This window comes from Mesorhizobium sp. M4B.F.Ca.ET.203.01.1.1, assembly GCF_004791025.1.
Lineage (GTDB): Bacteria > Pseudomonadota > Alphaproteobacteria > Rhizobiales > Rhizobiaceae > Mesorhizobium > Mesorhizobium abyssinicae.
This window is the reverse complement of the sequence record NZ_SRUO01000016.1, coordinates 45123-61809: the sequence shown is the minus strand read 5'-3', so window position 1 is coordinate 61809 and position 16687 is coordinate 45123. Positions and strand designations below refer to the sequence as shown.

Genomic DNA, 16687 nt, shown 5'->3' with positions numbered 1-16687 from the left:
CCAGTGAGGAAATGTTGTGCAAACGTAACCGGGCTTATTAGCATGTCCTTGACCGCGAAGCCGCGCTCGGGAAGATGCTGGTGTCGTTTGAAAGTTGATGCATGCCGCCCTATCCGACCGGCTCATGGATGCCTGTTGCCCTCTCCGCGGACCTGCCGGCGGGAACCGTAATGCCGGCGCAATCCCCAGCCGGGCCGGTTGCCCTTTGGCGAAGCCGTTCTGGCCGTGCGGCGGCCTTCGCCGACAGATGCCCGCATCGCGGCATGCGGCTTTCCCATGGCTTCGTGCGCGGTGAGACCCTGTCCTGCATCTACCACGGCTGGGGCTATGCCCAGGCGGGAAACTGCCTGCGCATTCCGGCCCATCCGGCACTGACGCCGCCGGACACGATCCGTGTCGCGACGCAGCCCGTCGAGGATGGCGGCGGCATCATATGGATTTCCGTTGGCGAGCCCGCCGCCGGGCCGCCCCGGTTCGAGGGCCTTGCTCCGCTGCGCTCGATGATGGTGGAAGCGGACATCGCGGCGCTGGAGGCGGTCGCGGGCACCAAGGCCGACGGAGACCTGCTCGACTACACCGGGAATGCCCCGACCATCCGCCTGCTGCTTGCTCCGCAAGGGCAAGCGCGCACGCTGGTGCATGTTCTGGTGGCCGAGGGCAGCAGTCAGGCCGAGCGTATCGCCGCATCGAGAGCCGCCGAGGCGCTGCGGCGGGCGGCCGAAGATATTGCGCACGGTGGGATCGCCCGATGACCCGCAACGCGATGATCGACGAATGGTATCCGGTCGGCATTGCCGGCCAGCTTGATGCGCACGGGCGCAAGACGGCCCTCATGGGCGAGCCGATCGAGGTGGGGCGCGGCGAAGATGGGAACGCGAAGGTCACCGGCGCCAACGGACGTGCCCTGCCGGCCTGCATCCGCTATGGCCATGTCTGGTCGTCGCTCGGCGACCCGCAAAAGCCGCTGTTTGCGATCCCCGAGGCCGATCAGCCCGGCCGCCGGCTCGTCGATGTCGGGGTGGTGCGTGTGCGCTGCTCGCCGCTGCGCGCGGTCGAGAACTTCCTCGACATCGCGCATTTTCCTTTCGTGCACACCGACATATTGGGGGCCGAACCGCACACCGAGGTGCAGAACTACAAGGTCGAGATCCGGGAGGACGAAGACGAGGTTTGGGCGACCCAGGTGAAGTTCTATCAGCCGCAGGCCGCCAAGTCGGCGGAAGGCGGCATAACCACCGAATACATGTATCGCGTGCCCGCGCCGACCTGCTCGATCCTCTACAAGACATGCCCGCCGCGCCCGGGTGAATGGGACGTCATCACGCTTTTCGTGCAGCCGCTTGCCGAGGACCTGTGCGACGTCTGGCCATGGATGGCGCTGTTCGACGACGAAACGCCGATGACGGACCTGATCCATTTCCAGCAGACGATCTTCGTCCAGGACCGGTCGATCCTCGAAAACCAGATTCCGGGGCTGTTGCCGCTGGATCCCGGCATGGAGATCCCGACGCGAGCGGACCTCACCTCGGTTGCCTACCGGCGCTGGCTGAAACGCCATGGCTACACCTACGGCGCGCAACTGGTGGCGCAATGAAGCTCTACGACTACGTGCTTTCGCCGAGTTGCTACAAGGTGCGCCTCATGGCTGCGCTGACCGGGGTGACGCTCGACATCCGCCCTGTCGACTTCCATCCCGGTGTCGAGCATCGCGGTCCTGAGCTCATGGCTCTGAACCCGGCGGGTTCGATCCCGATCCTGGAAGATGGCGATCTCGTCCTGACCGAATCCTCGGCCATGCTGGTCTATCTCGCCGCCAAGGCGGCACCGCAATGGCTGGGCAACGATACAGCCGGGCAGGCGGCACGCGTCCAGCAATGGCTTTCCTTCTCGCACCGGCTGACCGCCAGCCTGGGAGCCGCGCGCCTGCACGAGATGCTGCTGCGTCCGGGCAATATCGCTGTCCTCCAAGGGCAGGGGACAGCGGCCCTGCGGGAGCTGGAGGCTGGCCTTGTCGAACAGCAGATCCGCGGCCAGCGCTTCCTTGCGTCGGACCGGCCGACGATCGCCGACGTCGCCTGCTTTCCTTATGTCGCGCTCGCGCCGGACGGCGGCGTTTCGCTCGATCCCTATCCCGCGATCCGGCTCTGGTCGCGGGCGATCCGCGCCATCGATGGCTTCATCGAGATGCCGGGCATCCACCGGCTGCACGAGTTGAAACCCGAGCCCGTCCCAGAAGTCGGCGAGGCCTGACGTGGCGGGCTATTTGCTGAAGAACTGCGCTGCGGTCATCGTCGACGAGGGCAACGGCCCTGACGTCCGGCGCAATGTCGATGTCCTGACCGATGGCCCGGCGATACGGGCCATCGGCGAGGGCCTCGACAAGGCGGAGCTGCCCGCCCGGACCGTCGCGCGCGACGCCGCCGGCTGGTTCGTCTATCCCGGCCTCGTGAACACCCATCACCACTTCTTCCAGTGTTTCGTCCGCAACCGCGCCGATCTGGACTGGACGAAGCTGTCGGTCATTGAATGGCTCGACCGCATCTACCCCGTTTTCTCGCGGCTGACCGAGGAATGCTTCTACCACGCATCGGTGACCGCGATGGCCGAGTTGATAAAGCACGGCTGCACGACGGCATTCGACCATCAGTATTGTTTTCCGCGGCATGCCGGCAAACGGCTGATCGACCGGCAGTTCGAGGCCGCCGAACTCCTCGGCATGCGCTTCCATGCCGGACGCGGCGGCAACACGCTGCCGAAATCGCAAGGCTCGACCATCCCCGACGCCATGCTGGAAACGACGGACGAGTTCATCGCCGACTGTGCCCGGCTGATCGACGCCTATCATGACGCCGGTCCTTTCAGCATGCGCCAGCTCGTCGTCGCGCCCTGCCAGCCGGTCAACTGTTATCGCGAGACCTTCGTGGAATCGGTGGCGCTGGCGCGCGACCGCGGGGTGCGCATGCATACCCATGTCGGCGAGGGCGAAAGCCCGGTCATCGAAGCCCGTCACGGCATGCGCACGGTGGACTATTGCGCCGAGATCGGCTTCTGCGGGCCGGATGCCTTCTATGCCCATTGCTGGGAACTGACCCACGACGAGCTGCGCAAGATGGCCGCGAGCGGCACCGGCGTCGCGCACTGCCCGGAGCCGGTCTATCTCGTCGGCGCCGAGATTACCGACATCCCGGCGATGTCGGCCTTCGGGCTCAATGTGGGGCTGGGCTGCGACGGTGCCGCATCGAACGACAATTCCAACCTGATGCACTGCATCCATTCCGCCTACATGCTGCAATGCCTGGCGGCATCGACACGCGGCCATCCGGTTCCGCCGCCGGCCGATTTTCTTGGCTATGCGACGACCGGGGGCGCGGCGCTGCTCGGGCGCCGCGACATCGGCAGGCTGGCGCCCGGCATGGCCGCCGACCTTTTCGCCATCGACACGCGGCGCATGGACTATGTCGGCACCAGGCACGATCCGCTGAGCCTGCTGGCCAAGGTCGGCATCGGCGCGCCCACCGACATGACCATGATCAACGGCCGCATCGTCTGGGCCAAGGGCGAATTCCCGGGGCTCGACGAGGCCCGGCTCTTCGCGCAAGCCGAGGCGGCGCTCGCCACGGTGGAATTCTAGCAACCAAAACAAGGGGAACCGACATGCTGACAAATCTTACCCGCAGAACATTGATGAAGGGCGCGGCCGCCACCGGGCTGGCCGCAACGCTGGGCGGCCGCGCGCTTGCAGCCGACGAACCTCTGGGCATCGTGCTGGTGGTCCCGTCGCCGGTCGGCGATGTCGGCTGGGGCCGGGCACTTGCCGACGGGCTCGAGCCGGTGAAGGCGGCCTATGGCGACAAGGTGAAGGTGACCATCATCGAGAACATACAGGAAGGACCCGACGCCGACCGGATCATGAACAAGGCGGTCGCCGACGGGAACAAGTTCCTGATCGCCGGCTCCTTCGGCTACCAGAACGGCGCCCTGCAGATCGCGCGCCGCAATCCGGACGTCACCGTTCTGCATGCCTCCGGTTTCCAGGTGGCGCCGAACTTCTCGCCCTTCGCGGCCCAATATTCCCAGGGCACCTACCTGATGGGCATGGCGGCGGCCGCGCTTTCGAAGACCGGCAAGCTCGGCTCGGTTTCCGCCTTCGCCATTCCCGAGCTGATCACTTCGATCAACGCGTTCACGCTCGGAGCGCAGGCGGTGAAGCCCGATGTCGAGGTTTCGGTCGTATGGGTGAACTCCTGGTTCGATCCGGCCAAGGAGCAGGAGGCCGCCAAGGCGCTGCTGGCGCAGAAATGCGACGTGATCTTCTCCAACGCGCAGGACACGCCCTCGGTCATTTCGGCCTGCGAGGAGGCCGGCGTCCCCGCCTTCAATCTCAACTCGTCGATGAAGAAATACGCGCCAAAAACCTATCTCGGCTGTGTTGCGACCGACTGGTCGCCCTTCTTCAAGGCCTCCGTCGACGCCCACATCGCCGGCAACTTCAAGGGCGCCAACGCTTTCCTGGGTGTCGGCGACAAGGTTGTCGAGGTCGTCGACTGGAACCCGGGCATCCCGGCCGACATGATGACCAGGATCAAGGAGGTCGAAGCCAAGATCGCCGCCGGCAGCTTCTCGCCCTTTGCCGGTCCGATCGCCAAGGCCGATGGCAGCGAGGGCGTCCCCGCCGGCAAGACGATGACCGAGGCCGAGATCGTGGCCATGGACTGGCACGTCAAGGGTGTCACCACGCCGCTGCCCAAGTGACCATGACCGTCCCGCTCCTGTCGCTGCGCGGCATCTCCAAGAGCTACGGCCAGATCCATGCCAATCGAGACATCGATCTGGACGTGGCTCCGCGCTCGATCCACGCGATCCTTGGCGAAAACGGAGCGGGCAAGTCGACGCTGATGAAGCTGATCTACGGCGTCGAGCAGCCCGACGCCGGAACGGTGATCTGGAAAGGCGAACCCCTGGCCCTCGCTTCCCCCGCGGATGCGAGGCGCAAGGGGATCGGCATGGTCTTCCAGCATTTCTCCTTGTTCGAGACGCTGACGGTGGTGGAGAACATCCGCCTGGTCGTGCCCGCAAGCAAATCGGATCTCGCGCAACGCATCCGCGCGCTCGGCCGCGACTTCGGACTTCAAGTCGATCCGCTCGCCCATGTGCACGCGCTCTCGGTCGGCGAGCGGCAGCGGGTGGAGATCATCCGCTGCCTGATGACCGAACCCCAGCTTCTGATCCTCGACGAACCGACCTCCGTCCTGCCGCCGCAATCGGTCGACAAGCTGTTCGAGACCTTGCGGCGGCTGCGCGACGGCGGCGTTTCCATCCTGTTCATCTCGCACAAGCTGGAGGAGATCCGCGCGGTCTGCGACCGTGCGACCATCCTGCGTGGCGGGCGCGTCACCGGCAATGTGGACCCGCGCGACCACGACGCGCACGACCTCGCCCGCATGATGATCGGCCGCGACATGCCGCAGCCCATGCCGGCGGTCGCGCATTCCGGCGGCGACAAGTGCCTCGAGATCGTCGGCCTCGACCATCGGCCGGACGATCCCTTCGCGGTGCCGCTTTCCGACGTCAGCCTGACGGTGCGGGCCGGCGAGATCCTCGGCATCGCGGGCATATCGGGCAACGGGCAGAGCGAACTCGCGGCGCTGATCTCGGGCGAGACGGTGCTGCCGCGCGAAAAGTCCGACCGTATCTTCATGATGGGAAAGGATGTCGGCGCGCTTGATGCGGCGGCCCGGCGCCGGCTGGGCTTGGCTTTCGTTCCGGAGGAACGGCTCGGCCGCGGCGCGGTGCCGGAAATGTCGCTTGTCCTCAACAGCCTTCTGACCGCCCATCCGTTCGGCCTGCTGAAGCGCGGCCTCGTCGACACGCCGCGGGCGAAGGCTTTCACCGACGACTGCATCCGCCAATACGACGTGCGCACGCCCGGTTCCGAAGCGGAGGCCGGCGCGCTCTCGGGCGGCAATCTGCAGAAGTTCATCGTCGGCCGCGAGATCATGCTGTCGCCGAAATTGCTGTTCGTGGCGCAGCCGACCTGGGGTGTGGATATCGGCGCGGCCGCCGCCATCCGCCGGCGCCTTGTCGCCCTGCGCAACGAAGGCGTGGGCATCCTCGTCATCTCGGAGGAACTGGAGGAGCTGTTCGAACTCTGCGATTCGATCCAGGTGATCCATCAGGGCCGGCTGAGCCCGCCGCTGGTGACGCGCGACACCAGACCCGAGGAGATCGGCCGCTACATGATCGGCGCCCATTCGACGGCCAGGAAAGTCCCTGCATGATCGCTTCCTCCAGGCCGTTCCTTCCCGTTCTGGTTCGCCGGGAGCATGCCTCGCTTACCGTCAAGCTGGTCGCCCCGCCCGTGGCGCTCGGCCTGGCGACGCTCCTCAATCTCGGGCTCTACGTGCTGATGGGCCGCGATCCGGTAGCCGTTTTCCACGCGATGCTTCTGGAACCCTTCCTGTCCTGGGTCTCGTTCTCGGAAGTCCTGCTCAAGACCGGGCCGCTCCTGCTCATCGCGCAGGGGCTTGCCATCGGCTTTCGCGCAAAGGTCTTCAACATCGGCGCCGAGGGCCAGTTCATCCTCGGCGCGATCTTCGCATCGGCTATCCCAATCTGGTTTCCAGCCGCGACGGGCCAGTGGATCTGGCCCTCCATGCTCGTCATCGGCGCGCTGGGCGGCGCGCTGTGGGCATCGCTCACCGCCTTCTGGCGCGTCAGGCTCAATGCAAACGAGATTCTGGTGTCGCTCATGCTGGCGCTCGTCGCCGCGCAATTGCTCAACTATCTGCTTCTCGGCCCCTGGAAGGATCCGGCCGGCTTCAACTTCCCGCAATCGGTGATGTTCCAGTATGACGCGATGGTGCCGATCCTGATCCCCGGCACCCGGGTCAACGTCTCGCTGCTTGTCGCCGTCGCATTCTCCCTCGCGGCCTGGGTCTTCATGCAGAGGAGTTTCGCTGGCTACAAGCTGCAGGTCGGCGGCCTCGCGCCGCACGCGGCCGGATACGCCGGCTTCAACGAAGGGCGCGCGATCTGGCTTTCGCTGCTCATCGGTGGTTTCGCTGCAGGCCTCGCCGGAGCGGCCGAGGTGGCCGGGCCGCTTGGTCAGTTGCAGCGCTCCATCTCTACCGGTTACGGCTACGCCGCCATCATCGTCGCCTATCTCGGTGGCCTTCACCCGGTCGGCATCGTCTTTTCCGCGCTGCTGATGGCGGCCCTCTATATCGGTGGCGATAATGCCATGGTCTCGGCAAATCTGCCGGTCGCAGCGGTCCGGGTCTTCCAGGGCAGCCTGCTGCTTGCCTATCTCGTCGCCATCGCCTTCGTCCGCTACCGGCTCGTCTGGCGCCATGCCGCCCACGGAAGCACCTCATGAACGCCGTTGAGTTCATCGTCGCCGGGATGCTGGCGGCAGCCACGCCGTTCCTTCTGGCGGCGCTCGGCGAACTGGTGGCCGAGCGGGCCGGCGTCCTCAATCTCGGCGTCGAGGGACTGATGGCCCTCGGCGCCGTGATTGCTTTCATCGTCGTCTATCAGGGCGGCGGGCATCTGCTCGGCTTCCTCGCCGCCGGCCTTGCCAGTGCTGCGCTTTCCCTAGTCTTTGCCGTCATCGCGCTGGGATTCCGCGCCAACCAGGTCGCGGTCGGCCTCGCCATAGGCATACTCGGCCAGGGCCTCTCGGCGCTGTTCGGCAAGAGCTATGAGAGCCTCACGGTCAGGGGGCTGCCGAAGCTGTCATTGCCCTGGCTGTCGGATATCCCGGTCGTCGGCGGCCTGTTCGCCCAGGACATTGTCGTGTGGCTTTCGCTTGCCGCGACCGTCGCCATCTGGGCGACGTTCGCCTACACCAAGACCGGTCTCGTCGTCCGCGCCGTCGGCGAGAACCCCAAGGCGGCGCATGCGCTCGGCTATCCGGTGATCGCCGTGCGCTTCGCCGCCGTCGCCTTCGGCGGCGTGCTGGCGGGTTTTGCCGGCGCCTACGCAGCCGTGGTCTACACGCCGCTGTGGGCCGATGGCATGATCGCCGGGCGCGGCTGGATTGCGATTGCGCTGGTCGTCTTCGGCACCTGGCTCACCAGCCGTATCTTTCTCGGCGCGTGTCTCTTCGGCGCCGTGTCCCTGGCAAGTCTGGCGGCGCAGGCGACCGGGCTGGGCGTTTCCTCGCAACTTCTGTCGAGCCTGCCCTATCTCGTGACAGTCATCGTGCTTGGCATCATCTCGTCGAACCGGCGGCTGCTCAAGCTCAACGGCGTTGCTTCGCTGGGAGAGCCTTTCGAGCGCTAGCACCACGGATGCGCCGCAATGCGGCCAATGCCATCTGCCCCGGCGAAACGGCAACGCCGATGGTCGGGTGCCAGTTCGGGGCTGCCGGCCTGCCACGCCGCCGACAGCCCCCGGCAGACCCCTCATTGCGGCGGAAAGAAGCACCGCAACCAGGAGAGTCGACATCGCATGAGGATATCACTATATACCGGCGGCTTCGGCGACGCGCCCCGGGTATTGGGCGGTCGACGGCGCTGCGAATGTGCTGACACCTATTGTGATGCAAATCGGTCTGAAAACCGGAAAAGCAAAATAGAAACAATAGCATGATGCTGGGTATCCCAGCCACCTCCACCATCATCCTCAACGATCAGAACGTGTCCCTTGACGCTTCCCTCCTCTCGCACGCTGTGGACCTCGGGCAAGATCAACTTGCCGGGCGATGCCGACTCGGCTGGAATGGGTGCATGCATCCTTTGCGGGGTGCCGACGTTTATGATTACCAACCGGCATAGCCGCTAGGGAAAAGCAGTATGAGTGAACATGCGATCGAGTTCTTGCGGGGGTGGATTGGCGAGAAGGTCCATTGCCAGCACTCGCCGGTAAAGATCGACACGCAGGCCGAGACCCTCGCCAGGGAATGCGCGGCCAAGGCGGCCGAGGAGGGCATTCTTCTTGAGGACATCCAGGAAGAGGTCGGCGACATCAAGGAATTGATCGCATCGCGCCTCGAAGAGGCCGCCGAGGCCGAGCAAGAAACCCATCCGAACAAGCCGTCCGAGTGAGCTAGACCCGGGCGGGGCGCGCCTGTCCCAGGCAGCGACTACCCTTTCGGGAATTTGGCCTGAAGCCAGGCCTTCGGCAGCACCGGCACGAAATTGCCGTCCCGCCCTGTCATGTCCTCATTGGCGACCAGCGCGTTGAGGATCGCTTCCTCCACCCCTTGCACCACCGCATCGAAAAACGGATCGATATCGACGTCCGGAACGAAATCGGCATGCGCGATCCGTCCTGACGGTCCGAGCGCAGCCTCCGGGTTGGCGGTCGAGAAGGCAAGAAAAATGTCGCCCGAGCTGTGGTAGCCGTAGCCGCCGGTCATGGCGATGCCGAGCGGCACACGCCTTGCCAGCCGCTTCATCTGATGCGGCTGGAACGGCGCGTCGGTGGCGACGATGGCGATGATCGAACCCTTTTCGGCGCGCGGCGTGCCTTCGCGGATCGCTGGTTCGGCGAGATCCGGCCCGACGCGCTGGCCGCGCAGGGTGAAATTGCGCCGCTTGCCGAAATTCGCCTGCACGAACACCCCGACGGTGTAGCGGCTGTCCTGCCATGCGACGATGCGCGATGCGGTGCCGGACCCGGCCTTGAAGCCGAAGGTGATCATGCCGGTGCCGCCGCCGACGCTGCCTTCCTCGATAGCGCCGGTGGCAGCGCTGTCGAGCGCGCCGGCAACGTCGTCGAAGCTGACATGATGGCCGTTGATATCGTTGAGGAAGCCGTCAAAGGTCTCCGCCGCCACCGGCAGGCCCCAGCCTGTGTCGAGCGCGGCCGGCAGCACCTTGTGCATCCAGCGCAGCGCGCCGTCGCGGGTGACGCCGCAGGAATGCGTGTTGGTGATGGTGACCGGGAAATTGAAGGCGCCGGTCTCCTCGATGATGTGCGTTCCCGTCAGTTCGCCGTTGCCGTTCTGGCTGAAGACGCCGGCAAAGACCGGCGTCGCGAGTTCAGCAATCGGCCTGGGCAGGATGGCGGTCACGCCGGTGCGCACCGGCCCCTTGCCGACGACCAGCGGCCCGTCGCCCGAGATCAGCGTCGTATAGCCCACCGAAACGCCCGGCACGTCGGTGATGGCATTGAACTCCCCGGGCGTGCCGTCGAAGCCGATGCCGAAAGCGCGGGCGCGCTGCTTTCGGGACGGCGTCAGGAAATGCGGATCATGTCCTGTCATGCCGCGCCTCAGAACAGCGAGCCTTGATTGCCCGGCTCCCTTGGCTTGGCTGGTTTGGCCGACGCCTTGGGCCGCGCGCCGCCGCCGGTGGCGACCGCGTCGGCGCTGCCGTCGGCGAATTCCAGCGACAGCGCCGCCCCTGGTACCACGTCCGCCGCCAGCTTGATCACCGCGCCTTCGGCATCCTTGACCAGCGCGAAGCCGCGCGCCAGCACCGCCTTGTGCGACAGCGTCGACAAAAGCCGGTCGGCCTGGGTCAGGCTCGCGCGCAACCGGTCCAGCCGTCTCGCGATGGCATGGTCCTGGCGCCGCGTCAGCCCGGTCAGAGCGTCGCCTTGAGCCTTCTGACGCCTGACGATCGGCGCCGGCGACAGCCTTGCGGCGGTGCGTTTGAAGCGTGCCCGCCTCTCGCGCGCGATGGCAAAGAACGCCGCCTGCGCGCGGGCGAGATCGCGGCCGGTCAGCGTGCGCGCTTCGTTGATGCGGCGGGAGAGTGTGGCGGGCGTCAGCCGCTGCCGCTCCAGCCTTGCGCGCTTGCGCTCGATGCTCACCGTCAGGGCCCGGCCGAGCCGGCTCGTCGCCTCGTCGAAGCGGCGGCGTGGCAGGGCCAACAACTGGTCGGGCGAGGGCAGCGCCCGCGCCGCCGCGCGCACCGCCTGGCGCTTGCGATCGAGATTGCGCAAGGCGCAAGCTCTGAGCCGTGCTGCGAGGCTTGCCAGCGTCGCTTCGAGGTCGGCCCTGACCGGCACGGCGATCTCGGCCGCGCCCGTCGGCGTCGGCGCCCGCATGTCGGCGGCGAAGTCGATCAGCGTCCAGTCCGTCTCGTGGCCGACGGCGGAGATGACCGGAATGCGCGAGGCGGCGACCGCGCGCGCCAGGCCCTCGTCGTTGAAGCCCCAGAGATCCTCGAGGCTGCCGCCGCCGCGCGCCACGATCAGCACGTCGGGATGAGGGATGGCGCCATCCCGGGCGAGCGCGTTGAAGCCGTTGACCGCGGCGGTCACTTCCGCGCCCGCCGTCTCGCCCTGCACCCTGACCGGCCAGACCAGGACGTGCAGCGGGAAGCGGTCCTTGATGCGGTGGATGATGTCGCGGATCACCGAGCCGGTCGGCGAGGTGACGACGCCGATGACGCCGGGCATGAACGGCAGCCGCCGCTTGCGGCCGGCCTCGAACAGGCCCTCGGCCTGCAGACGGCGCTTGCGTTCCTCGAGCAGCGCCATCAGCGCGCCGGCACCGGCCGGTTCCAGATTGTCGATGACGATCTGGTAATTGGACTTGCCGGGATAGGTCGTCAGCCTGCCGGTGGCGATCACCTCCATCCCTTCCTCGGGACGGAATTTCAGCCGGCTCATCGTGGTCTTCCACACCACGGCATCGAGCCGCGCGCGGTCGTCCTTCAATGCGAAATAGGCGTGGCCGGACGAATGCGGGCCGCGGTAGCCTGAAATCTCGCCGCGCACCCGCACATTGCCGAACGCGTCCTCGACCGTGCGCTTCAGCGCGCCGGAAATCTCGCTCACCGTGTATTCGGTGGCATTGCTGCGTGATTCGGATGCCGTATCGCTCATGGGCCGATTGAGGGGTGGTTGCCCGTCCGCGTCAAGGCGGCGCTCAATCCGCGCTAATATTATAACGCGATCTTAAGCCCGATTTGCTTTGACTTGTCGGCAACGCAGCTGGCCAGGAACGCATGAGCGCACGCGCAAGCAACAGCCCATTGACGCATCAGGTCACGCTGACCGTGCTGATGCTCGCCGCCTTCGCGCTGGCCATGGTCGTCGGCTTCGGCTTCTACGCCACTGCCCAGGCCGATCATGTCTCGCTCGAGCGGCAAAAGATATTCTTTGCCAATGGTTTGAAGGATCAGATCGCGGCGGTGGAGCGCGAGCAGGAGAGCGTGACCGTCTGGGATGATTCCATCATCAACGTGAAGGCGGGAAACCAGGCCTGGATAGAGGAGAACCTCAGCGTCTGGATGTACTCCTATTACGGCCACAACCGGGTCTATGTGCTGGATGCCGCAAACCATCCGGTTCACGCCATGCGGGAAGGCAAGGTGCTCGACCCGTCCGTCTATGGCGAGGACGCGCCCGCATTGCTGCCCACCATCGAAAATCTGCGCGCCAAGATGGCCGAGCCGCCGAGCGAGGACGCTTCGGCCGCGCCGGCGAAGATGGTCGGCGAGGACCTGGTGGCGCTCGGCGGCAAGCCGGCCATTCTCAGCATCATGCCGCTCGTCCCCAGCACGAACCGGCTCACCCAGGCACCGGGCAGCGAATACCTCCACATCTCGGTCGAGTTCATCAGCGACAAGGTGATCGGCAAGATCGCCGAAAAATATCTGCTGGACGGCGCGCATCTGCTGCCGCTGTCGCAGCCGACCGGCTCGGCTGCCATTCCGCTCTTGGATTCTCGCGGTGTCATTCTCGGCTATATCGGCTGGGACCAGGAACGGCCCGGCCTGACGCTGGTGCGCAAGGCGGCCCCGGCCTTGATAATCGGCCTGCTGCTCGCGGCGAGCGTGCTCGCCTTCCTGCTGCGCCGCCTGCGCCGCGCATCGTCGGCGCTGCAGACCAGCCAGGACGAGGCGCAATACCTCGCTTTCCACGACACGCTCACGGGTCTGCCCAACCGCGCCCTGTTCGAGGATCGGCTCCGGCGGGCCCTGCTCAGGACCACCCACGACACGGCCGGTCACGATATGGGGAAAGTGGCGCTGCTCTACCTCGATCTCGACCGCTTCAAGCATATCAATGACACGCTCGGCCATCCGGCTGGCGACGAACTGGTGCGCCAGACGGCGGCCAGGCTCCAGCATACCGTTCGTGAAGTCGACACCGTGGCGCGCCTGGGCGGCGACGAATTCGCGCTGATCCTCATCGACATCCGCGATATCCGCGCCGCGGAGGATATTGCCGAGCGGCTGCTGCAGAAGCTGCAGGAGCCGTTCAAGCTGATCGACGATCAGGTCTTCATCAGCGCCAGCATCGGCATCGCGCTGTCGGTCGGCGCCGAGATCGATGCCGACGATCTGCTGCGCAAGGCCGACATCGCGCTTTACGAGGCCAAGAAGAATGGCCGCGGCCGGCACCAGGTCTTCGCCGGCGACATGGACGACCTTCTCTTGCGCAAGCGCAAGGTCGAGACCGAGCTTCGCAAGGCCCTCGATGGCGGTACCGGCATCGGGCTCGCCTACCAGCCGGTGTTCGCGGCAAACGGCAAGACGATCCTCGGCGCGGAGGCGCTGATCCGCTGGGGGCATGAGGTGCACGGCGCCTTGCCGGCGGCGCAGTTCATCGCCATTGCCGAGGAGCGCGGCATGATCGGCCAGCTCGGCGCATGGGTGCTGCAGGAAGCCTGCCGCTTCGCCGTGCGCACCGAATTGCCGTGGCTCGCCGTCAATGTGTCGCCGCTGCAGTTGCGTGACGCCGGCTTTGCCGAACAGGTTGCATCGATCCTCGCCGATACCGGCCTGGCGCCGCAGCGCCTGCAGCTCGAGATCACCGAGAGCGTGCTTCTGGAAAACAGCGATGCCTCGCGGGCGGCTCTGACGGCCTTGCGCGAGTCCGGTGTCGGCATCGTGCTCGACGATTTCGGCACCGGCTATTCGTCGCTGAGCTATCTGCGCCGCCACGCCATCGACAAGCTCAAGATCGACCGCTCCTTTGTGCGGCTGCTCGACGGCGAGGCCAATGCGGCGGCGATCGTCAAGGCGCTGATCGACCTCGCCGTCGCGCTCGGCGTCGACGTCACCGCCGAGGGCGTCGAGACCGAGGCACAGAAGATCCTGCTGGTCGCCATGGGTTGCCGGCAGTTCCAGGGCTATTTCCTGTCGCCACCGCTCGAACCGGCCCAGTTGCTCGGCCTTTCCGGCCTGGCTAAGCCGCACGACGTCGTGCCGGCGGCTGCGCGCGCCTAGGAAAGACCCTACCAGCCCGGCATGATCTGGTTCGGCTTGGTCCGCTTCATCTTGGTGAAGGCGAGCGCGGCGAAATCGAAGCTTCCCGTCTCTTCGCCGAGCGGCACCGATATGTTGTCGAGGCTTTCGCAGATGTGGCGGGCAAGCGCGTCGACGATCTCCGGCTGCGAGGTCTGGCCGCGCATGATGCCGATGCGGCAGTCGGGCAGGGTGCCGAAGCCGTCTGCCTCGCCGAGCACGCGCATGCCGGGCCGCAGCGCGCATTCGGGCAGCACCGAGATCGCGAGGCCGGAAAGCACCGCGGCGGTGATGACGGTCGCCGAGAAGCTCGAGAACAGGATGCGGTACTCGCGGTTCTGCCGGTCGAGCACGTCGACGGCGGCGCGGCGCCAGATGCAGTTCGGCCGGCCGAAGGCCATCGGCAGGATTTCCTGCTCATGCGTGGCGTGGTTGGCCGAGGTCACCCACAACAGCGGCTCGCGCCGCACCACTTCCGACTGGCCGCGCGTGTCGTTGTGCGTCACCAGGGCCAGGTCGAGATTGCCGCGCTTGATGTGTTCGACAAGTCCGGGCGTCGGCTCGCAGATGACGGTCAGCTCGACCCGCGGATTGGAGCGCGTGAAGCGCGCCATGATCTCCGGCAGGAAGCGGTCGGCGTAGTCGTCCGGCGTGCCGATGCGGATCGTGCCTTCCAGCCGCTTGTCGTCGAAGGCGGCCAGCGTCTCCCGGTTGAGGAAGATCAGCCGCCTTGCATAGGAAAGCAGCCTGTCGCCTTCCTCGGTCAGCTTGTTGGTGCGGCCGTCCTTTTCGAACAGCGGCTTGCCGATCCGCTCCTCCAGCCGGCGCATCTGCATCGACACCGCCGACTGCGTCCGGTGCACCTCTTCCGCCGCGCGGGTGAAGCTGCCGGTATCGGCGATCGAGATGAAGGTCTGCAACTGATCGAGATCGAGCGGCGCTTTCATCGGTCCAATCCATCATTGATGTTGATGCTAAAGATTAGAAACATTCGTTGGATTAATCAATTGCACGGTGGCACATTCTCCAACATCCACATGAAGGCATGTGAATCGAGACCGGAACGGCGCTCCTCCCAGCGACGTTTGCCCGGCTTCGTCTGCTCGACTCTGAAGGAGGACTGACATGACCACGTTTGATTTCGCCACCGAGACCTCGCGCATCACCACGCGTCCGGCCGTTGCGACGCGCGTGCTCAATGCCGTCGCCGATGCCTACCGCGCCTGGAAAAACCGCCGCGAATTCTATCGCCTCGGCGAGATGTCGGACGCCGAGCTCGCCGACATCGGCCTGACGCGCGCCGACCTCCACGTCGCCGTTGCCGTGCCCTTTGGCCGTGATCCGACCGTGAAGCTGCGCGCGATCGCCAGCGACCGGGTCGACACGATCGAGGATCTCGCCCGCAAGGTGGCTTGATCGAGCCGGCGGCGCATTCAGGTCGCCCGGAGCCTTTTCAAGGGGCGCGGCGACCAAGGTTCATGCAGGCTCCCCACTCCCTGCCGGTTCCCCCCGGCCTGCCTGCACGCTGCCCGGTCCTCCCAAGGACCGGGCTTTTCTTTTCGGGCTATCGTCGATCCATGCCCCGCTTGAACTGATCGAAGATCGTCTCCATGCCCTTCTGATACTCGTCGCGCTGCTGTGCGCCGGTCTCGAACATCTTGCCGAAGATATCGTCGAACGGGTTCCGCGGCCTGCCGCTCGGATTGGTCTGCGGCTGTGGCGCCTGGCGTGGCTGAGACGCCTGCGGTTGCTGCGGCGCCGGCTCGGCCCCGGGCAAGCCGAAACCGCCGCCACCTTGCCGCAGCATCTCCTCGAACATCTTGCCGAGCGGGTTGTCGCCATAGGGATTGGGCGCCTGCTGCGGCTGGCTCTGCGGCTGCTGCGCGCCGCCGCCGAACATGTCCTGCAGCACCTTGCCGAGCGGGTTGTCGCCGTAGGGATTGGGCGCCTGTTGATGCTGCGCGCTGCCGCCCGCCTGTCGCATCATCTGCTCTATGATCTCGCCGAGCGGATTGCCGCCGCCGCCGAAGCCGCCCGCCGCCTGCATCTGGTTGGTGGTCTGCTTGAACAGCCCGCCCATCATCATCGAGGCCATCGCCGGCAGCATCTGCTGCAGCACCTGCTGGCTGAGACCGGTCGCTTGCGCGGCCTGGCTGGCGACGGCCCGCGACAGCTCCTTCGAGCCGAACAGATGGCCAAGAATGCCGTTGCCCTCGTTGATGCCTTGCGGCGAGAAGGCCCGGGTCGCGTCCTCGAAATATTTGGCGTGCTGGCCGCTCGCCATCGCCGTCATGAAAGCGCCGAGCCCGTAGGGGTCGGCCGTGTTGCGCTGCAGCCCTTGCGAAAAGGCCGGCAGCAGCGCCTCGACCGCGGCCTGGGTCTGCTGCATCGAAAGCCCGAATTGCTGAGCCAGCGCCTGCATGCCGGCGCCGTTCTGGGCCTGGGCGAATATGTCGAACAGGGAAGGCATTGGGTTCTCCTCCGGGAACATCCTCGTTGGAGAAGCCTAGTTCGTTTCCATCGCTGATTGAAGCGGC

15 protein-coding genes are annotated in these 16687 nt (G+C 66.0%); 11 read left to right on the top strand and 4 right to left on the bottom strand.

Going from position 1 to position 16687, the window contains the following annotated elements:
* Positions 1–101: 101 nt before the first annotated feature.
* From EN846_RS26780 to EN846_RS26740, 9 genes are all read left to right on the top strand, one after another.
* Positions 102–752: a Rieske 2Fe-2S domain-containing protein gene (locus tag EN846_RS26780; protein ID WP_127392472.1), complete on the top strand. Its 651-nt coding sequence runs from the start codon at positions 102–104 to the stop codon at positions 750–752.
* A complete protein-coding gene (locus EN846_RS26775; protein WP_127285431.1) occupies positions 749–1594 on the top strand; it encodes an aromatic ring-hydroxylating dioxygenase subunit alpha in 846 nt (281 codons plus the stop codon). The genes EN846_RS26780 and EN846_RS26775 overlap by 4 nt, the downstream gene beginning before the upstream one ends.
* On the top strand, positions 1591–2250 hold the full coding sequence (locus EN846_RS26770) for a glutathione S-transferase family protein (RefSeq protein WP_127392471.1): 660 nt from the start codon (positions 1591–1593) through the stop codon (positions 2248–2250). Before EN846_RS26775 ends, EN846_RS26770 begins: the two co-directional genes overlap by 4 nt.
* 1 nt (position 2251) lies before the next feature.
* Positions 2252–3631 carry an amidohydrolase gene (locus EN846_RS26765; RefSeq protein WP_127392470.1) on the top strand — a complete coding sequence of 460 codons (1380 nt, stop codon included), beginning with the start codon at positions 2252–2254 and terminating at the stop codon, positions 3629–3631.
* A gap of 26 nt (positions 3632–3657) precedes the next feature.
* Positions 3658–4752: a BMP family ABC transporter substrate-binding protein gene (locus EN846_RS26760; protein ID WP_189379655.1), complete on the top strand. Its 1095-nt coding sequence runs from the start codon at positions 3658–3660 to the stop codon at positions 4750–4752.
* A 2-nt stretch (positions 4753–4754) separates the two neighbouring features.
* Positions 4755–6278 (top strand): ABC transporter ATP-binding protein, encoded by a 1524-nt coding sequence (locus tag EN846_RS26755; protein WP_127392468.1) that lies wholly within the window; start codon positions 4755–4757, stop codon positions 6276–6278.
* Positions 6275–7375: an ABC transporter permease gene (locus tag EN846_RS26750; RefSeq protein WP_127392467.1), complete on the top strand. Its 1101-nt coding sequence runs from the start codon at positions 6275–6277 to the stop codon at positions 7373–7375. Before EN846_RS26755 ends, EN846_RS26750 begins: the two co-directional genes overlap by 4 nt.
* Positions 7372–8283: an ABC transporter permease gene (locus EN846_RS26745; RefSeq protein ID WP_127286753.1), complete on the top strand. Its 912-nt coding sequence runs from the start codon at positions 7372–7374 to the stop codon at positions 8281–8283. The genes EN846_RS26750 and EN846_RS26745 overlap by 4 nt, the downstream gene beginning before the upstream one ends.
* Positions 8284–8795: 512 nt before the next feature.
* Positions 8796–9047, top strand: a complete 252-nt coding sequence (locus EN846_RS26740; RefSeq protein WP_127394171.1) for a DUF768 domain-containing protein — start codon at positions 8796–8798, stop codon at positions 9045–9047.
* 38 nt (positions 9048–9085) lie between these two features.
* Here the strand turns inward: EN846_RS26740 and EN846_RS26735 are convergent, their stop codons facing one another.
* Together EN846_RS26735 and xseA are read right to left on the bottom strand one after the other, a co-directional pair.
* Complete coding sequence (locus EN846_RS26735; RefSeq protein ID WP_127394170.1) at positions 9086–10210, bottom strand: P1 family peptidase; 1125 nt, start codon at positions 10208–10210, stop codon at positions 9086–9088.
* Positions 10211–10218: 8 nt separating this feature from the next.
* Complete coding sequence (gene xseA / locus EN846_RS26730; protein WP_128346448.1) at positions 10219–11781, bottom strand: exodeoxyribonuclease VII large subunit; 1563 nt, start codon at positions 11779–11781, stop codon at positions 10219–10221.
* A gap of 122 nt (positions 11782–11903) precedes the next feature.
* Between xseA and EN846_RS26725 the strand changes: the two genes are divergently transcribed.
* Positions 11904–14132 (top strand): EAL domain-containing protein, encoded by a 2229-nt coding sequence (locus tag EN846_RS26725; protein WP_128346447.1) that lies wholly within the window; start codon positions 11904–11906, stop codon positions 14130–14132.
* A gap of 8 nt (positions 14133–14140) precedes the next feature.
* Here EN846_RS26725 and EN846_RS26720 read toward each other — a convergent pair whose 3' ends face one another.
* Positions 14141–15097 carry a LysR substrate-binding domain-containing protein gene (locus EN846_RS26720; RefSeq protein WP_127283821.1) on the bottom strand — a complete coding sequence of 319 codons (957 nt, stop codon included), beginning with the start codon at positions 15095–15097 and terminating at the stop codon, positions 14141–14143.
* Positions 15098–15275: 178 nt separating this feature from the next.
* On the opposite strand from EN846_RS26720, the gene EN846_RS26715 reads away from it, so the two are divergent.
* Complete coding sequence (locus tag EN846_RS26715) at positions 15276–15566, top strand: DUF1127 domain-containing protein (RefSeq protein WP_127393045.1); 291 nt, start codon at positions 15276–15278, stop codon at positions 15564–15566.
* A 148-nt stretch (positions 15567–15714) separates the two neighbouring features.
* Here EN846_RS26715 and EN846_RS26710 read toward each other — a convergent pair whose 3' ends face one another.
* Positions 15715–16620, bottom strand: a complete 906-nt coding sequence (locus EN846_RS26710) for a DUF937 domain-containing protein (RefSeq protein WP_127393044.1) — start codon at positions 16618–16620, stop codon at positions 15715–15717.
* Positions 16621–16687 lie beyond the last annotated feature (67 nt).

Bases quoted from the DNA above. Each gene is read 5' to 3' on its own strand.
- EN846_RS26780 (WP_127392472.1), top strand. From the start codon at position 102: ATGCCGCCCTATCCGACCGGCTCATGGATGCCTGTTGCCCTCTCCGCG.
- EN846_RS26775 (WP_127285431.1), top strand. From the start codon at position 749: ATGACCCGCAACGCGATGATCGACGAATGGTATCCGGTCGGCATTGCC.
- EN846_RS26770 (WP_127392471.1), top strand. From the start codon at position 1,591: ATGAAGCTCTACGACTACGTGCTTTCGCCGAGTTGCTACAAGGTGCGC.
- EN846_RS26755 (WP_127392468.1), top strand. From the start codon at position 4,755: ATGACCGTCCCGCTCCTGTCGCTGCGCGGCATCTCCAAGAGCTACGGC.
- EN846_RS26750 (WP_127392467.1), top strand. From the start codon at position 6,275: ATGATCGCTTCCTCCAGGCCGTTCCTTCCCGTTCTGGTTCGCCGGGAG.
- EN846_RS26745 (WP_127286753.1), top strand. From the start codon at position 7,372: ATGAACGCCGTTGAGTTCATCGTCGCCGGGATGCTGGCGGCAGCCACG.
- EN846_RS26740 (WP_127394171.1), top strand. From the start codon at position 8,796: ATGAGTGAACATGCGATCGAGTTCTTGCGGGGGTGGATTGGCGAGAAG.
- EN846_RS26735 (WP_127394170.1), bottom strand. From the start codon at position 10,210: ATGACAGGACATGATCCGCATTTCCTGACGCCGTCCCGAAAGCAGCGC.
- xseA (WP_128346448.1), bottom strand. From the start codon at position 11,781: ATGAGCGATACGGCATCCGAATCACGCAGCAATGCCACCGAATACACG.
- EN846_RS26725 (WP_128346447.1), top strand. From the start codon at position 11,904: ATGAGCGCACGCGCAAGCAACAGCCCATTGACGCATCAGGTCACGCTG.
- EN846_RS26720 (WP_127283821.1), bottom strand. From the start codon at position 15,097: ATGAAAGCGCCGCTCGATCTCGATCAGTTGCAGACCTTCATCTCGATC.
- EN846_RS26715 (WP_127393045.1), top strand. From the start codon at position 15,276: ATGACCACGTTTGATTTCGCCACCGAGACCTCGCGCATCACCACGCGT.
- EN846_RS26710 (WP_127393044.1), bottom strand. From the start codon at position 16,620: ATGCCTTCCCTGTTCGACATATTCGCCCAGGCCCAGAACGGCGCCGGC.